10 protein-coding genes are annotated in these 15308 nt (G+C 71.1%); 3 read left to right on the top strand and 7 right to left on the bottom strand.

What is annotated here, in order from left to right; genetic code table 11:
- The first annotated feature begins 274 nt into the window (after window positions 1–274).
- Window positions 275–844: a DUF6328 family protein gene (locus K415_RS0113445; protein ID WP_081785037.1), complete on the top strand. Its 570-nt coding sequence runs from the start codon at window positions 275–277 to the stop codon at window positions 842–844.
- Here K415_RS0113445 and K415_RS0113440 read toward each other — a convergent pair.
- On the bottom strand, window positions 841–2718 hold the full coding sequence (locus tag K415_RS0113440) for a phosphoenolpyruvate carboxykinase (GTP) (RefSeq protein ID WP_024287563.1): 1878 nt from the start codon (window positions 2716–2718) through the stop codon (window positions 841–843). The genes K415_RS0113445 and K415_RS0113440 overlap by 4 nt on opposite strands.
- A 171-nt stretch (window positions 2719–2889) precedes the next feature.
- On the opposite strand from K415_RS0113440, the gene K415_RS0113435 reads away from it, so the two are divergent.
- The gene (locus tag K415_RS0113435; protein WP_155859464.1) at window positions 2890–4410 is read left to right on the top strand and encodes a helix-turn-helix domain-containing protein; all 1521 of its coding nucleotides are present in this window, start codon (window positions 2890–2892) and stop codon (window positions 4408–4410) included.
- 135 nt (window positions 4411–4545) lie between these two features.
- Here the strand turns inward: K415_RS0113435 and K415_RS0113430 are convergent, their stop codons facing one another.
- A complete protein-coding gene (locus K415_RS0113430) occupies window positions 4546–5601 on the bottom strand; it encodes a zinc-dependent alcohol dehydrogenase family protein (RefSeq protein WP_024287561.1) in 1056 nt (351 codons plus the stop codon).
- A gap of 251 nt (window positions 5602–5852) precedes the next feature.
- Window positions 5853–6674 (bottom strand): VOC family protein, encoded by an 822-nt coding sequence (locus K415_RS0113425; RefSeq protein ID WP_024287560.1) that lies wholly within the window; start codon window positions 6672–6674, stop codon window positions 5853–5855.
- A gap of 222 nt (window positions 6675–6896) precedes the next feature.
- Between K415_RS0113425 and K415_RS0113420 the strand changes: the two genes are divergently transcribed.
- Window positions 6897–8261: a sulfite exporter TauE/SafE family protein gene (locus K415_RS0113420; RefSeq protein ID WP_024287559.1), complete on the top strand. Its 1365-nt coding sequence runs from the start codon at window positions 6897–6899 to the stop codon at window positions 8259–8261.
- 15 nt (window positions 8262–8276) lie between these two features.
- Here the strand turns inward: K415_RS0113420 and narI are convergent, their stop codons facing one another.
- Genes narI through K415_RS0113400 form a run of 4 tightly spaced genes read right to left on the bottom strand, consistent with a single transcriptional unit; the run spans window position 8277 to window position 15258 of the window.
- Window positions 8277–9041 carry a respiratory nitrate reductase subunit gamma gene (gene narI, locus K415_RS0113415; RefSeq protein ID WP_024287558.1) on the bottom strand — a complete coding sequence of 255 codons (765 nt, stop codon included), beginning with the start codon at window positions 9039–9041 and terminating at the stop codon, window positions 8277–8279.
- Window positions 9038–9706, bottom strand: a complete 669-nt coding sequence (narJ, locus tag K415_RS0113410) for a nitrate reductase molybdenum cofactor assembly chaperone (RefSeq protein ID WP_024287557.1) — start codon at window positions 9704–9706, stop codon at window positions 9038–9040. Before narJ ends, narI begins: the two co-directional genes overlap by 4 nt.
- Window positions 9703–11439: a nitrate reductase subunit beta gene (gene narH / locus K415_RS0113405; RefSeq protein ID WP_024287556.1), complete on the bottom strand. Its 1737-nt coding sequence runs from the start codon at window positions 11437–11439 to the stop codon at window positions 9703–9705. The genes narJ and narH overlap by 4 nt, the downstream gene beginning before the upstream one ends.
- A gap of 36 nt (window positions 11440–11475) precedes the next feature.
- Window positions 11476–15258 carry a nitrate reductase subunit alpha gene (locus tag K415_RS0113400; RefSeq protein ID WP_051480583.1) on the bottom strand — a complete coding sequence of 1261 codons (3783 nt, stop codon included), beginning with the start codon at window positions 15256–15258 and terminating at the stop codon, window positions 11476–11478.
- Window positions 15259–15308: the final 50 nt, after the last annotated feature.

The raw sequence follows: 15308 nt of genomic DNA, 5'->3' as shown, positions 1-15308 counted from the left end.
TGATCGTCCGGTGGACCGGCAGTGGCCACTAGGTGGGACGAACCGATCCGGTCACGCAGCAGGACCTGTGGCAGTCACAGAAGGCGCGACGGATCTCGTCGTCTCCGGTGCGCGAAGGTCAAAGGCAGGCTATGTTCTGGTCAATGCTTCAGAGTCACCGCGAGAGCGATGATCCGGCCCTCGGGTCGAATGGTGCTCGCCACTCCCTGTGCGGGTGAGACGGCACCGCTCGCCCCCGCTCGCCTCGTTGCGAGCGGGGGCGCACCATGTCCGCATGGAGTCAGTCACACCGCCCCCGTCACAGGCGGAGCAGCCGTCACAGGCGGAGCAGGGGCGCGACGTCGGACCCCCGGCCGGAGACCGACCGCTGCCGGACGGTGAGCGGCACGAGACGCCGACCGAGAAGCTCGACCGCAACTGGAACGAGATCCTGCAGGAGCTGCGCGTCACGCAGACCGGGATCCAGATCCTGACCGGCTTCCTGCTGACGGTGCCGTTCCAGCAGCGGTTCACTGAGCTCAGCGACCAGCAGCGCCGGCTGTACCTCGGCCTGGTCCTGCTGGCTGCGGTGACGACCGGGTTGATGGTCGCCCCGGTGAGCCTGCACCGGTGGCTCTTCCGCAAGCACGCGCGGTGGGCCCTGGTCACCGCAGCCGACCACATCATGCGGGTCGCCCTGGTGGCGCTGGCCCTGGTCGTCAGCGGCGTGGTCCTGCTCGTGTTCGACCTGGTCGCCGGCCGGACGACTGCAGTCGTCGCGGCGGGCGCGCTGCTGACCTTCCTCGTGATCGCGTGGTTCGTCGCCCCGGCCGGCCTCGTCCGCCGCGGTGAGGGCCGGCGCTAGCCGACGAGCCGCGCGCGGACGCCCTCGAGCTGCTCGGTCATGGCGGTCGGCAACCGGTCGCCGAACTGGCCGAACCACTCCTGCGTCAGGTCGCACTCGGCCCGCCAGGCATCGGGGTCGACGCGCAGGAGCTCGGCCAGGTCCTCAGCCGGCAGCGCCAGCCCGTCCAGCGCCAGCGAAGCCTGCGTCGGCACGAGGCCGACGGCGGTCCCGACCGCGTCGGCCGTCCCCTCGACCCGGCGCAGGATCCACTCGATCACCCGGGAGTTCTCCCGGTAGCCCGGCCACAGGTACCGCCCGTCGGCCCCCTTGCGGAACCAGTTCACGCAGAAGATCTCCGGGGCGTCCCGGCCGAGCCGTTCGCCCATGCTCAGCCAGTGCGTCCAGTGGTCGGCCATGTTGTAGCCGCAGAACGGGAGCATCGCGAACGGGTCGCGCCGCAGCGCACCGACCGTCCCCTCGGCAGCCGCGGTCTGCTCGGAGGAGATCGTCGCGCCGAGGAAGACACCGTGCGCCCAGTCGCGTGCCTGGGCGACGAGGGGCACGTTCGTCGCGCGCCGGCCACCGAAGAGGATCGCGTCGATCGGCACCCCCTGGGGGTCCTGCCACGAGTCGGCGATCGACGGGCAGCGCTCCGCCGCGACGGTGAACCTGGCGTTGGGGTGCGCCGCTGGTCGCCCGCCGGCCGGGGTCCAGTCACGACCCTGCCAGTCCGTCAGATGGGCCGGCTCGTCGTCGGTCAGGCCCTCCCACCACACGTCACCGTCGTCGGTCAGGGCCACGTTCGTGAAGATCGTGTCGCTCGCGACCATCCGGACCGCCGTGGGGTTCGTCGACTCCCCCGTCCCCGGCGCGACGCCGAAGAAGCCCGCCTCCGCGTTGATCGCGCGCAGCCGGCCGTCCGCGCCCGGCGCCATCCAGGCGATGTCGTCGCCGAGGGTCTCGGCCGTCCAGCCCGGCACCGTCGGGTCGAGCATGGCGAGATTGGTCTTTCCGCAGGCAGACGGGAACGCCGCTGCGAGGTGGAACACCCGCCCCTGCGGGGACGTGACGCGCAGGATGAGCATGTGCTCGGCCAGCCAGCCCTCCTCCCGGCCGATGACCGAGGCGATCCGCAGCGCGAAGCACTTCTTGCCGAGCAGGGCGTTGCCGCCGTAGCCCGAGCCGAAGGACCAGATCTCCCTGGTCTCGGGGAAGTGGGTGATGTACTTCGTCGCGCTGCACGGCCACGGGACGTCGTCCCGCGGACTCCCGGCGTCGTCGACCAGGGGCATGCCGACGCTGTGCACCGCGCGGACGAACGTGCCGTCGGTGCCCAGGTGATCGAGGACGGCCCGGCCCACCCGGGTCATGATGTGCATCGAGACGACGACGTAGGGGGAGTCGGTGATCTCGACGCCGTACTGCGCGAGGGGCGAGCCGACCGGCCCCATCGAGAACGGCACGACGTACATCGTTCGGCCGCCCATCGACCCGGCGAAGACCGCGTCCAGCTCGCCGCGCATGACACCCGGCTCGCGCCAGTTGTTCGTGGGCCCGGCGTCCTCCTGCAGCGCCGAGCAGATGAAGGTCCGGCTCTCGACGCGGGCGACGTCGTCGGGGGTCGACCGGGCGAGGAAGCTGCGCGGCCTCCGGGTGGGGTCGAGGCGGATGAACGTGCCACGCTCGACGAGGAGGTCGCACAGCACCTCGTACTCCCCGGGCGAGCCGTCGCACCACACGACGGCCTCCGGCCGCGTGAGCCCGGCGATCTCGTCGACCCAGGCGAGGAGGGTCTGATGGGCGGTCGGCCGGGCGCCGGTCGGGTTCGCGCACCCGCCCCGCGGCCCGGCGCCCGGCAGGACGAGGTCGGGACGGTCCTGAAGGTCGGTCATGGTCTGCCTCTCGCTTCGGCCGCCGCTCCGGCTCACCGGGCGCTGCGCCGGCCACCGGATGGGCACGTCCCCACGCCGCGGATCGTGCAGTGTCCACGGTGGCTCGATCCTGGCACGGCTTCAACCCGCCCGACCCGCGAAGAACCCGACATCTTTCGCTACTGTCATCCGATGGCCGACGCTCCACCCGCCGACGAGCTGCAACGCTCCCGACCGGCCGTCATCGACCTCCAGGACGCGGTCCTGCCGACGCCGGCCGTCGGTGGCGACCTGCTGACGCTCGGCCGGCAGATCCGCCACTTCCGCGCCGCACGCTCGATGACCCTCGACGACCTGGGCAAGGCCGTCGGGGTGACCCCGAGCCACCTGTCGCTGGTCGAGAACGGGCACCGCGAGCCGCGGATCTCGCTGCTCCAGTCCATCGCGTCAGCCGTCGGTGTCGAGGTCGGCGACCTGCTGAGCCCGACCCCACCGACGCGGCGCGCGGCGCTCGAGATCGCCCTCGAGCAGGCTCAGCGGCACACCGTGTACGCCTCCCTCGGGCTGCCCGTCGTCCGACCCGGCCGCACCCTGTCGATCGAGGCGCTCGAGTCGCTGGTCGGTCTGCACACCGAGCTCGTCCGGCGGGCCGATGCGGCCATCGCGACGCCCCAGGAGGCGCGCAGGGCCACCACGGAGCTGCGCCGGTGGATGCGGGAGCGCGACAACCACCTGCCCGAGATCGAGGCCGCCGCCGAGCAGATGCTCCGGACCGGTGGCTACACCGCGGGCGCGCTGACGCACCGCAGCGTCGCCCGGATGGCCGAGCACCTCGGCTTCACCCTGATCCACGTCGACGACCTGCCGCACTCGACGCGCACCGTGACGGACCTCGCCAACGGCCGCATCTACCTGCCGCCGGCGTCCATCCCGGGCGGGCACGGTCTGCGGTCGCTCGCGCTGCAGGCGATCGCTCACCGGGTGCTCGGCCACCGACGACCGACGAGCTATGCGGACTTCCTGCGGCAGCGGGTCGAGATCAACTACTTCGCCGCCGCCTGCCTGCTGCCGAGGTCGACAGCAGTGACGTTCCTGAGCGAGGCCAAGAAGGCGCGCGACCTCGCGGTCGAGGACTTCCGCGACGCGTTCGGGGCGACCCATGAGACCGCGGCGCAGCGCATGACCAACCTGCTCACCGCGCACCTCGGGATCCGCCTGCACTTCCTGCGGGTGGGCGACGACGGCGCCCTGTACAAGGGCTACGAGAACGACGGCCTGCCCTTCCCCAGCGACGGTACGGGAGCCATCGAGGGCCAGCTGGTGTGTCGCCAGTGGCCGGCACGTCAGGCCTTCACACGCAAGGACCGCACGACGGAGTACCACCAGTACACCGACACACCGATCGGCACGTACTGGTCCTCGACCCAGACCGGTGCCTCCTCGACCGGAGGCTTCTCGATCAGCGTCGGCGTGCCGTTCGCCTCGGCGAAGTGGTTCCGGGGCCGCGAGACCACCGCCCGGACACGGTCGACCTGTCCCGACCCGACGTGCTGCCGGCTGCCCGACCCGGGCCTCACCGAGCAGTGGGCGCCGAGCGCATGGCCGAGTGCCGCCGTGCACGCGCACGTCCTGGCCCCGCTGCCGAGCGGGACGTTCCCCGGCGTCGACGAGGCGGAGGTGTACGCGTTCCTCGACCACCACGCAGGTCGGTGAGCGGGACGACGGGCGCCGTCGGCTCGCGCCTGTCCACCGTCGGCCCGCACCCGCCTGCCTGGGGCCCGCGGTCGTCGGGCCCCGGTGCCTGGTGCGGCACGGGACCCGGCGAACCGGGCGGTTGCGACCCGTCGGTCAGCGGCTGATCACGACCTTGAGCGCCTTGCTCGTCGCGGCGTCGCCGAAGGTGTCGTAGGCACCCATCACGTCGTCGAGCCCGAACCGGTGCGTGACGAAGGCGTCGACCGGCAGCTTGTTCTGCGCGACGAGCTTGAGCAGCATGCCCAGGGTGTCGGTGTTGACCAGGCCCATGCTGATCGTGATGTTCTTGATCCACAGGTCCTGCAGCGGCAGCTCGACCGCTCGACCGTGAACGCCGACGTTCGCGACGTGCCCGCCGGGACGCACCAGGTCGGTGCACATCCGGAAGGTCGCCGGGATGCCGACGGCCTCGATCGCGACGTCCACGCCGTAGCCGTCGGTCAGGGCGAGGACCTGCTCCTTCCAGTCCGCGTCCTTCGAGCACACGCCGTGCGTCGCGCCCATGGTCCTGGCCTTCGCGATGCGGTTCTCGTCCAGGTCGATCGCGACGACCTGAGCGGCGCCGTACAGGCCGGCCGTCGCCATGACAGCGAGCCCGACCGGCCCGGCACCCACCACGGCGACCGTGTCGCCGGGCTTGACCTGGCCGTACTGCACGCCCATCTCGAAGCCGGTCGGCAGGATGTCCGAGAGCAGCACGGCTGCCTCGTCGCGCACGCCTGCCGGCACGGCGTAGAGCGAGGTGTCGGCGAACGGGATGCGCACGAGCTCGGCCTGCGTGCCGTCGATCAGGTGGCCGAGGATCCAGCCGATCCCTGAGGTGCCCTCGTCGGCGAGGCAGTGCGACGGGTTGCCGCTTCGGCAGTAGCTGCAGACCCCGCACGAGCTGATGCAGGAGATGATCACGCGGTCGCCGACGGCGTGGTTGCGCACCGCCGGGCCGACCTCGACGATCGTGCCGACGCCTTCGTGGCCGAGGATCCGGCCTTCGGTCACCGCTGCGACATCGCCCTTGAGGATGTGCAGGTCGGTTCCGCAGATCGTCGTGGTGTCGATCCGGACGACGGCGTCCGAGGGGTTGATCACGTGCGGGTCCGGTACGTCATCCCAGCTGCGCCGGCCAGGTCCGTGGTACACGAGTGCCTTCATGAGAGTCGTCCTCCAGGTCGCGTCATTGCGATGGGGACAGGCATGTGGAGGTCTGCCCCGTAGGTCCCACGCAATACCCGCTTCGACCGCGGGCCTGGGCCGAAGGTCCCTTGGTCCGCGCGGCGAGAGTGTCGAACTGCCGCCGAGCAACCGCTCGAGTCAGGACGTGTGGCCCACAAGGGGACATCCTGCGAGCGGGACATCAGGACCACGGACACCAGGTTCGCCGGGCGACCACCGGCGGCCGCTCGTCAGGCGCGGAGCCGGACCAGGTTCGCCCAGGGGTCCTCGACCAGGAGGGACGCACCGTCGTCGCGCACCGTGACGCCCTTGCTGCGCAGCCGCTCCGCCAACCGGCCGAGATCCTCGGCGGTGGGCAGGTCGATCGTCACCTCGCCGAGGCCGAGCGTGACGGCCCGCCGGGCGGCCCCCGCGCTGCGCCAGGTGTTCATCGCGAGGTGGTGGTGGTAGCCGCCGGCCGAGACGAACAGCGCACTGGGCATCTCGAACGTCGGGCTGAAGCCGAGGGCGTCGACGTAGAACGCGCGTGCCGTCGCGACGTCCCCGACCTGGAGGTGGACGTGCCCGACGACGGCGGCCGCATCCTGCGGGCTCTGCTCCGCCGCTGGCGTCAGGTGCCGGGCGATGAAGGCCTGCGGATCGAGCGGCAGGGTCGCCATCTGGACCTGCCCGCCGCGCCAGTCCCACGCCTCGCGCGGACGGTCGACGTAGAGCTCGACGCCGTTGCCCTCCGGGTCGGTCAGGTAGAACGCGAGGCTCACCAGGTGGTCGGCGCTGCCCGTGTAGGTGTCCGCACCGTGCCGCGCGACGGAGGCCAGCGCACCGGAGAGCGCCGTGGGGTTGTCGAAGAGGACGGCGGTGTGGAACAGGCCTGCCTGGTTGGGCGACGAGGTCGCCAGCCGGGGACCGTGGCGCAGCACGACCAGCGGGACGGCACCGCGTCCCAAGGTCACGCTCGACGCCTCGGCGCCGAGCACCTGCAGCGTGATCACGTCACGGTAGTAGGCGGTCATCGCGTCGAGGTCGGCGACGTGCAGCGTGACGGGTCCCATCGCGGTGTCGTCGGCGATGAGCTCCTCAGCGGTTCGGTTCGCGGCGGTCGGGTTGACGGCGGTTCGGTTCACGGCGGCCTCCGGTCGGGAGTTGTTGACGCTTCAACCATAACCGACGGCGAACTGTTCCGCCTGCACCTGCCGGCCACGGCCGGGTCCCATTCCCCCGGCATCCACCGGGACTTACCGTAGGGGGCCTCATCGACACACCAAGGAGCACCTGTGGCCGAGCTCGACCTCCCCGTGCGCGGGATGACCTGCCGCGCCTGCGAGGTGCGCGTGGGCAAGGCCCTGCGCGCGGTCGACGGCGTCGAGCACGTCCGCGTCTCCGCCACCCGCGGGACGGCCCGGGTCACGACGTCGGGCAGGGTTCCCCGGCCCGCCCTGGTCGATGCGGTCGCGCACGCCGGGTACGCGCTGGGCGAGGACGACCGGGCCTGGATCAGCCGGGACCGACGGGTCTGGTCCGACGTCGCCGCAGCTGTCGTCGTGATCGCGGTGCTCGCGATCCTCGTGCGGGCCGCCGGTCTCGGTGAGCTCGCCGGGGGCCTGAGCGCCGCGGCATCGGGCGGCAGCCTCGCCGTCGTCGTCCTGCTGGGTCTGACGGCCGGGGTCTCGACGTGCATGGCGCTGGTCGGCGGGCTGGTGCTCGCGGTCTCGGCGCGGCACGCCGAGCGCCACCCGAACGCCTCGAGCGCCCAGCGGATGCGCCCGCACCTGGCCTTCAACGCCGGCCGGGTGCTCGGCTTCGGGGTGCTCGGTGCGACGCTCGGCGCGCTCGGCTCGGTCGTCCGCCTCAGTGGCGGCACGCTCGCCCTGGTCACGATCGTCGTCTCGCTCGCGATGGTCGCGGTCGGGCTCCAGCTGACCAGGGTCTCCCCCCGCCTCGCCGGTCGCACGCTCGCCCTGCCGGCCGGGCTCGCAGCCCGCCTCGGGCTCGACGGCGCCTCGACCGGCGGCTACGGCGACGTCCGGTCCGCCGTGCTCGGCGGCCTGACCTTCCTGCTGCCGTGCGGGTTCACCCAGGCCGTCCAGCTGTATGCGTTGTCGACCGGCAGCCCGGTGCGCGCGGGGCTCGTGATGGCCCTGTTCGCGCTCGGGACCGTGCCGGGCCTGCTCGGCATCGGCGGGCTCACCTCCGTCGTGCGGGGCTCGTTCGCCCCACGGTTCTTCCGCTTCGCCGGGGTCGCCGTGCTGGCCTTCGCCGCGGTGAACCTCTCCGGCGCGGTGACGATCCTCGCGCCCGGCCGCACCGGTGGCACCGGCCCGACCGCGACGGCCGTCTCGGCGAACGTCACGCTCGGGGACGGCGTCCAGGTGCTCCGCACCGTCCAGGCGGCCGACGGCTACGAGCCGGCCGAGGCCACCGTCCTGGCCGGCACCGAGGTGCGGTGGGAGATCGACTCGGTCGCCCCGAGCTGTGCCAGTGCCCTGTACGCCCCGGAGCTCGGCCTGGGCACCGTGCTGCTCGACTCCGGCGTGAACGTCCTGACCTTCACACCGCAGGAGCCGGGTCGCCTCTACTACTCGTGCGCGATGGGCATGTACACCGGCGTGATCGACGTCATCGCAGCGCCGGAGGCCTGAGGCGGTCGACGCTCCTCACAGCCGGGAGGATGTCTCCTTCCGGCGTTCGACGCGCTCCCAGCCGCGCCTCGGCGTGCGGCTGCCCATCCGGTCGGATGTCGAGCGGTACACCACGTAGGGCCGCCACAGGTAGCCCACCGGGGCGCTGAACACGTGCACGAGCCGGGTGAACGGCCACAGGGCGAAGAGCAGGAAGGCCGCCAGCCCGTGCAGCTGGAAGCCGAGCGGTGCGACGGCCATGAGCTCGGGGTGCAGCGCGAAGCGGAAGATGCCGCGGAACCACACCGAGACGCCGTCCCGGTAGTCGTACTCGCCGCCGAGGTTGAGGATCGACCCGGCGAAGGTGTTCCACATCCCGAGGAAGACCACGATCGCGAGCATGAGGTACATGACCTTGTCCATCCGCGTCGTGGCGCTGAACACCGGGCCGACGGTGCGACGGCGGTAGATCAGCAGTGCCATGCCGACGACCGTGCAGACCCCAGCGACGCTCCCGATGCCCACCGCCATGAGGTGGTAGAGCTCGGGTGACATCCCGACCGCCTCGGTCCAGGACTTGGGGATGCCCAGGCCCATCACGTGGCCGAGGAAGACCGCAAGGATGCCGAAGTGGAACAGCGGGCTGGCCCAGCGCAGGATCCTGCTCTCGTAGAGCTGGGAGGACCGCGTGGTCCAGCCGAACTTGTCGTAGCGGTAGCGCCACACGTGCCCGAGCGCGAAGACCGCCAGGCACAGGTACGGGACGACGACCCACAGGATCGTGTCGAGTGTCGTGGTCATCGGCGGGCTCCCATGGCTGGCATGTACGACGGCGGGGCGAACGGCTCGAGACCGACGTCCTCACCCGGTGGTCCCTCGGCTGCGAGGCGGGCGACCGCTTCGCGGTCGTCGCCGGCGAGCGCCGGCAGCGTCGCGCTGACCGCCGCGAGCGCGCCGACGTAGGGCGAGCCGGCGTCCAGCAGAGCGAGCCGGAGCAGCTCGAGGCCCGCACGGTGCTCGAGGAGCAGCCGGATCCCGGACTCGGCATCACCGGTCGCCGCGAACTCCAGCACCACGGCCAGATGGTCCGGCAGCTCGGCCTCGGCCAGCTCGAAGCCGGCGGCCCGGTAGGCCTGCTTGAACTCGACCAGGGCGACCCCGCGCTTCCGGGTGTCGCCGTAGGCGTAGTACGTCAGGTAGAGCGCGCACTTGCGCCGCAGGTCGAACGTCGTGACGTACTGCGCCTCGAGCTCGGTCAGCGGCCGGTCGGCCAGGTGGTCGACGACCTGCAGCAAGGGCAGCCGGAACCGGTCCCCCACCTCCTCGACCGCCGACCGCAGCTGCGGCAGGAGCTCGAGCAGCTCGACGCTCGGGTACTCCAGCAGCAGGGCGGCGACCCGGTGCACGATCGCGTGCTCCCGGCTCACCGCGGCCCGGGCAGCGGCGAGCCGCGCTGCCCGGTTCACGGCGTCTGCTCCGGTCCGGGCGGTCCCTGCGGGTCGCCCGGATCATCCGGACCGGCCTGGCCACCGGGACCTGCCCGCCCGGCCTTGGGCGGGAAGAGACCGTCCGGTGTCCCCTTGCCGTCCCAGCCGAGCAGGTTGACCTTCGCCTTGCGGCTGGTCGGGTCGGCGACGGTGTCCGTCGTCTGCCTGGTCTGCAGCATCAGGAAGTTCTCCACCGCAACGGGCTCGTTGAAGCCCGGCCCGGAGCCCTCACCGAACGGACCGGACCCACCCATGCCGGGGCCGCCCTCGTAGTTGAGGCTGCACTCGGTGGCGAGCTCCTCGAGGCTGTGCGCCTGCTCGGCGTGCGCACTGGGGATGACGTACCGCTCCTCGTACTTGGCGATCGCGAGCAGCCGGTACATCTCGTACATGTCGTCCGGGTCCATCCCGACGGCGGCCGGGATCGCCGGGTCGGCGTCGCGACCCATGGTGATGTCGCGCAGGTACGAGCGCATCGCCGCGAGCCGCTTGAGCACGGCGGTGACGGGTGCCGCGTCACCCGCCGTGAAGAGCTCGGCGAGGTACTCGACCGGGATCCGCAGGGTGTCGATGGCCGCGAACAGGTTGCCCGCGTCCTCGGCGTCCACCCCGGTCTCGGCCACGACGTCGACCACCGGGGACAGCGGCGGGATGTACCAGACCATCGGCATCGTCCGATACTCGGGGTGCAGCGGCAGGGCCACCTCGTAGGTGTTGATGAGCTTCCAGATCGGCGAGCGCTGGGCCGCGTCGATCCAGTCGCGTGCGATCCCGGCCCGTTCGGCCTCCCGGATCACCTCGGGGTCGAAGGGGTCGAGGAAGACGCTGCGCTGGGCGGCGAGCAGGTCCTGCGGGTCGGTCACTGCGGCCGCTGCCAGGACGCGGTCGGCGTCGTAGAGGACCAGGCCGATGTACCGCAGCCGGCCGACGCAGGTCTCCGAGCACACCGTCGGCAGACCCACCTCGATGCGGGGGTAGCAGAACGTGCACTTCTCGGCCTTGCCGGTGCGGTGGTTGAAGTAGATCTTCTTGTACGGGCAGCCCGTGACGCACTTGCGCCAGCCCCGGCACTTGTCCTGGTCGACCAGGACGATGCCGTCCTCGGACCGCTTGTAGATGGCGCCCGACGGGCACGACGCCGCGCACGACGGGTTGAGGCAGTGCTCGCAGATCCGCGGCAGGTAGAACATGAACGTCTGCTCGAACTCGAGCTTGACCTTGTCCGAGATCTTCGCCAGCAACGGGTCGGCCCTGGTGAGCTCCGGCCCGCCGGCAAGGTCGTCGTCCCAGTTCGCGCTCCACGTGATGTTCATGTCCTTGCCGCTGATCAGCGACTTCGGCCGGGCCACCGGCGTGTGCTCCTGCAGCGGCGCGGTCGTCAGGTTCTCGTAGTCGTAGGTCCAGGGCTCGTAGTACTCGTCGATCGACGGCAGCTTGGGGCTCGAGAAGATGGTCAGCAGGTTCCGCAGCCGGCCGCCGGCCTTGAGCTGCAGCCGGCCACGCCGGTTCAGCGTCCAGCCGCCCTGCCACTTCTCCTGGTCCTCATAGGTCCGTGGGTAGCCCTGACCCGGTCTGGTCTCGACGTTGTTGAACCAGACGTACTCCGTGCCGGTCCGGTTGGTCCACGCCTGCTTGCAGGTCACCGAGCAGGTGTGACAGCCGATGCACTTGTCGAGGTTCATCACCATCGACATCTGAGCCATGACTCTCATGAGGTCGCGCTCCCTGGTGCGCTCGTCCCGGCCACGTCAGTACTCGACCTTCTGCGAACGGCGACGGATCATCGTGACCTCGTCGCGCTGGTTGCCGGTCGGGCCGAGGTAGTTGAATGCGAAGGACAGCTGGGCGTAGCCGCCGATGAGATGGCTCGGTTTGATCATCAACCGGGTCAGGGAGTTGTGGATGCCGCCGCGCTTCCCGTTGGTCTCGGACCGCGGGACGTCGATCAGCCGGTCCTGGGCGTGGTGCATGTACACCGTGCCCTCGGGCATCCGGTGCGAGACCACCGCCCTGGCGACGACGATGCCGTTGCGGTTGACGGCCTCGATCCAGTCGTTGTCCTTGATCCCGACCTTGTCGGCGTCGAGGTTGCTCATCCAGATCGTCGGGCCACCGCGGGACAACGAGAGCATGAACAGGTTGTCCTGGTACTCGGAGTGGATCGACCACTTGTTGTGCGGGGTCAGGTACCGGACCGTGACGCCCAGCGCCCCGGTCTCGCCGATCTCCGGCTCGCCGAACAGGGCCGGCATGTTCAGCGGAGGCCGGAAGACCGGCATGTTCTCGCCGATCTCGGCCATCCAGTCGTGGTCGAGGAAGAAGTGCATCCGGCCGGTCAGTGTGTGCCACGGCTTGAGCCGCTCGACGTTGATGGTGAACGGCGAGTACCGACGCCCGCCGTGCTCCGTGCCGGACCACTCCGGCGAGGTGATGACAGTCGTCGGGCCGGCCTGGGTGTCGGCGAAGGTCACCTGCTTGCCCTCGTGCTCGGCAGCCAGGTCGGCCATCAGGGTTCCGGTGCGCTTCTCGAGCGTGTGGAACCCCTGCACGGCGAGCCGGCCGTTCGTGGTGCCGGACAACGCGAGGATCGCCTCGCAGGCGTGCACGTCTCGGCTCAGCAGCGGCCGTCCATCCGCGACCCCGTTGCGGGTCTTGCGCGCGGTGCCGTTCTTGTGCCGCAGGTACTCGACCTCCTTGTCGACGGTGAAGGTCACGCCCTTGGTCGTCAGACCGAGGGTGTCGACGAGCGGACCGAGCGCCGCCATCTTCGCGGCGACGGCCCCGTAGTCACGTTCGACGACGACGAGCTTGGGCATGGTCCGGCCCGGCACCGGCTCGCAGTCACCGGCCTTCCAGTCCTCGACCCGCCCGTGCGGGTTGGCCATCTCGTCCGGCGTGTCGTGCGTGAGCGGCACGGCGACGACGTCCTTGCGGACGCCCAGGTGGGTCGCCGCGAGCTCGGAGAACGCGCGGGCGATCGTGTGGAAGATGTCGAAGTCGGTCCGGGTCTGCCACGGCGGGGCGATCGCCGGGCTGAACGAGTTCACGAACGGGTGCATGTCTGTGGTGTTGAGGTCGTGCTTCTCATACCAGGTCGCGGCCGGCAGCACGATGTCGGAGTAGATCGTCGTGCTCGTCATCCGGAAGTCCATGGACAGCAGCAGGTCGAGCTTGCCCGTGGGTGCCTCGTCGTGCCAGACGACGTCCCGCGGCCGCGCCTCGGGCGGGGCCTCGGTCGCCCGCAGGTTGGAGTCCGTGCCGAGCAGGTGCTTGAGGAAGTACTCGTTGCCCTTGGCCGAGCTGCCCAGCAGGTTCGCCCGCCAGATCGTCAGCACGCGCGGGAAGTTCTCCGGTGCATCCGGGTCCTCCGAGGCGAAGCGGAGACGACCGGCCTTGAGCTCGGCCGGCACGTACTGCGCCACCGGCAGGCCGGCGGCCTCGGCGTCGTCGGCGACCTGCAGCGGGCTGCGGTCGAACGTCGGGTACGAGGGCATCCAGCCCATCCGGGCCGACTGCGCGATCACGTCGGCGGTCGTCTTCCCGGCCAGCTGACCCCCGGCCGTGGCCGCGGCGAGCGTGTCGGCGCCGAACGCGTCGTAGCGGTACTGGTCGGTGTGCAGGTACCAGTACGCCGTCTGGATCATGTTCCGCGGCGGGCGCGACCAGTCCAGTGCGTTGGCGTACTGGGTGTACCCCGTCAGCGGGCGGACCTTCTCCTGGCCGACGTAGTGCGCCCAGCCGCCGCCGTTGACGCCCTGGCAGCCGGTCAGCGTGGTCAGGGTCAGGAAGGCGCGGTAGATGGTGTCGGAGTGGAACCAGTGGTTGGTGCCGGCGCCCATGAGGATCATCGACCGACCCCTGGACTCCTCGGCGTTGGCCGCGAACTCCCGGCCGATCCGCTCGGCCTTGGCCGCCGGGACCCCGGTGAACTGCTCCTGCCAGGCGGGCGTGCACGGCTGGGACGCGTCGTCGTACCCGGTGGGCCACCGGCCCGGCAGACCGTCGCGGCCCACGCCGTACTGCGCGAGCAGCAGGTCGAAGACGGTGGTGACCAGGTGCCCGGCGACCCGACGGACCGGCACGCCGCGACGGATCACCGCGGCAGCGCCGTCCAGCGTGTCGAACCGCGGCAGGTCGACCTCGACCGTCTGGACCGCCGGTCGGCCGGCGGCCGCATCCGCGTCGGCGACCCGGTCGGCACTCTCCGGTGCGTCGATCAGGCTCAGCAGCGGGTCGACGTCGCCGAGGTCGAGGTTCCACTTCCCGGCACCCGCCTCGCCGTAGTGGTGGCCGAGCGACCCGTTCGGCACGACCGCCTGCCCGGTACGGGCGTCGATCAGCACCGTCTTGAACTCCGCGTTCTCCGACGTCGGAACCGGCCCCGAGGCGGCCAGGTCGGACTCGGTCAGGAACTTGCCGGCGACGTACGCACCGTCGCGCTCCTCGAGGCGGACCAGGAACGGCAGGTCGGTGTACCTCTTGACGTAGTCGGTGAAGTACGGGACCTGCCGGTCGACGAAGAACTCCTTGAGCGTCACGTGACCCATGGCCATCGCGAGCGCGCCGTCGGTCCCGGGCTGGGCGGCGAGCCACTCGTCGGCGAACTTGACGTTGTCCGCGTAGTCCGGTGAGACCACCACGACCTTCTGCCCGCGGTACCGCGCCTCGGTCATCCAGTGCGCGTCCGGGGTGCGGGTCACCGGGACGTTCGAGCCCCACATGATCAGGTAGCCGGCGTCCCACCAGTCCCCCGACTCCGGCACGTCGGTCTGGTCGCCGAAGACCTGCGGCGAGGCGACCGGCAGGTCGGCGTACCAGTCGTAGAACGAGAGCATCGCGCCGCCGATGAGCGAGTAGAAGCGCGCGCCGGCACCGTGCGACACCATCGACATCGCGGGGATCGGCGAGAAGCCCGCGATGCGGTCCGGCCCGTAGGCCTTGATCGTGTGCACGTGCGCGGCCGCGACCATCTCGGTCGCCTCGTCCCAGGTGGCCCGCACGAGGCCGCCCTTGCCGCGGGCCGCCTTGTAGCGCCGCGAGAGCTCGGGGTCGTCGACGATGCTGCGCCACGCCTCGACGGGGTCGCCCGTGCGGGCCTTGGCCTCGCGGTACATGTCGAGCAGCAGCCCACGCACGTACGGGTACCGGACCCGGGTCGGGGAGTACGTGTACCAGCTGAACGCCGCACCGCGGGGACAGCCCCGGGGCTCGTACTCGGGGCTGTCCGGACCGACCGTCGGGTAGTCCGTCTGCTGCGACTCCCAGGTGATGATCCCGTCCTTGACGTACACCTTCCACGAGCACGACCCGGTGCAGTTGACCCCGTGGGTCGAGCGGACCACCTTGTCGTGGCTCCAGCGGTCCCGGTAGAAGACGTCCGCGTCCCGTCCACCGATCTGGTGCAGCGTGCGCAGGTCGGCCGAGACCTCGCCCTTGCGCAGGTACCGGCCCAGGCGCAGCAGGAGGTCCGATGCCGGGCCGTCGAGACCCGCGGGTGCTGCCCCCTGCGTCGGGATGGCTGTCGGGTTCATCTGCTGCTCCTTCGCGTGGGCTTCTCGCCGGCTCCCGGGCCGGCCCATCG

Origin of the sequence: Cellulomonas sp. KRMCY2 (assembly GCF_000526515.1) — a bacterium.
In the GTDB taxonomy this organism is placed as follows: domain Bacteria; phylum Actinomycetota; class Actinomycetes; order Actinomycetales; family Cellulomonadaceae; genus Actinotalea.
The sequence above is the reverse complement of the archived record's forward strand: the minus strand, read 5'-3'. Positions and strand labels throughout refer to the sequence as shown.

Bases quoted from the DNA above. Each gene is read 5' to 3' on its own strand.
- K415_RS0113445 (WP_081785037.1), top strand. From the start codon at position 275: ATGGAGTCAGTCACACCGCCCCCGTCACAGGCGGAGCAGCCGTCACAG.
- K415_RS0113440 (WP_024287563.1), bottom strand. From the start codon at position 2,718: ATGACCGACCTTCAGGACCGTCCCGACCTCGTCCTGCCGGGCGCCGGG.
- K415_RS0113435 (WP_155859464.1), top strand. From the start codon at position 2,890: ATGGCCGACGCTCCACCCGCCGACGAGCTGCAACGCTCCCGACCGGCC.
- K415_RS0113430 (WP_024287561.1), bottom strand. From the start codon at position 5,601: ATGAAGGCACTCGTGTACCACGGACCTGGCCGGCGCAGCTGGGATGAC.
- K415_RS0113425 (WP_024287560.1), bottom strand. From the start codon at position 6,674: ATGGGACCCGTCACGCTGCACGTCGCCGACCTCGACGCGATGACCGCC.
- narI (WP_024287558.1), bottom strand. From the start codon at position 9,041: ATGACCACGACACTCGACACGATCCTGTGGGTCGTCGTCCCGTACCTG.
- narH (WP_024287556.1), bottom strand. From the start codon at position 11,439: ATGAGAGTCATGGCTCAGATGTCGATGGTGATGAACCTCGACAAGTGC.
- K415_RS0113400 (WP_051480583.1), bottom strand. From the start codon at position 15,258: ATGAACCCGACAGCCATCCCGACGCAGGGGGCAGCACCCGCGGGTCTC.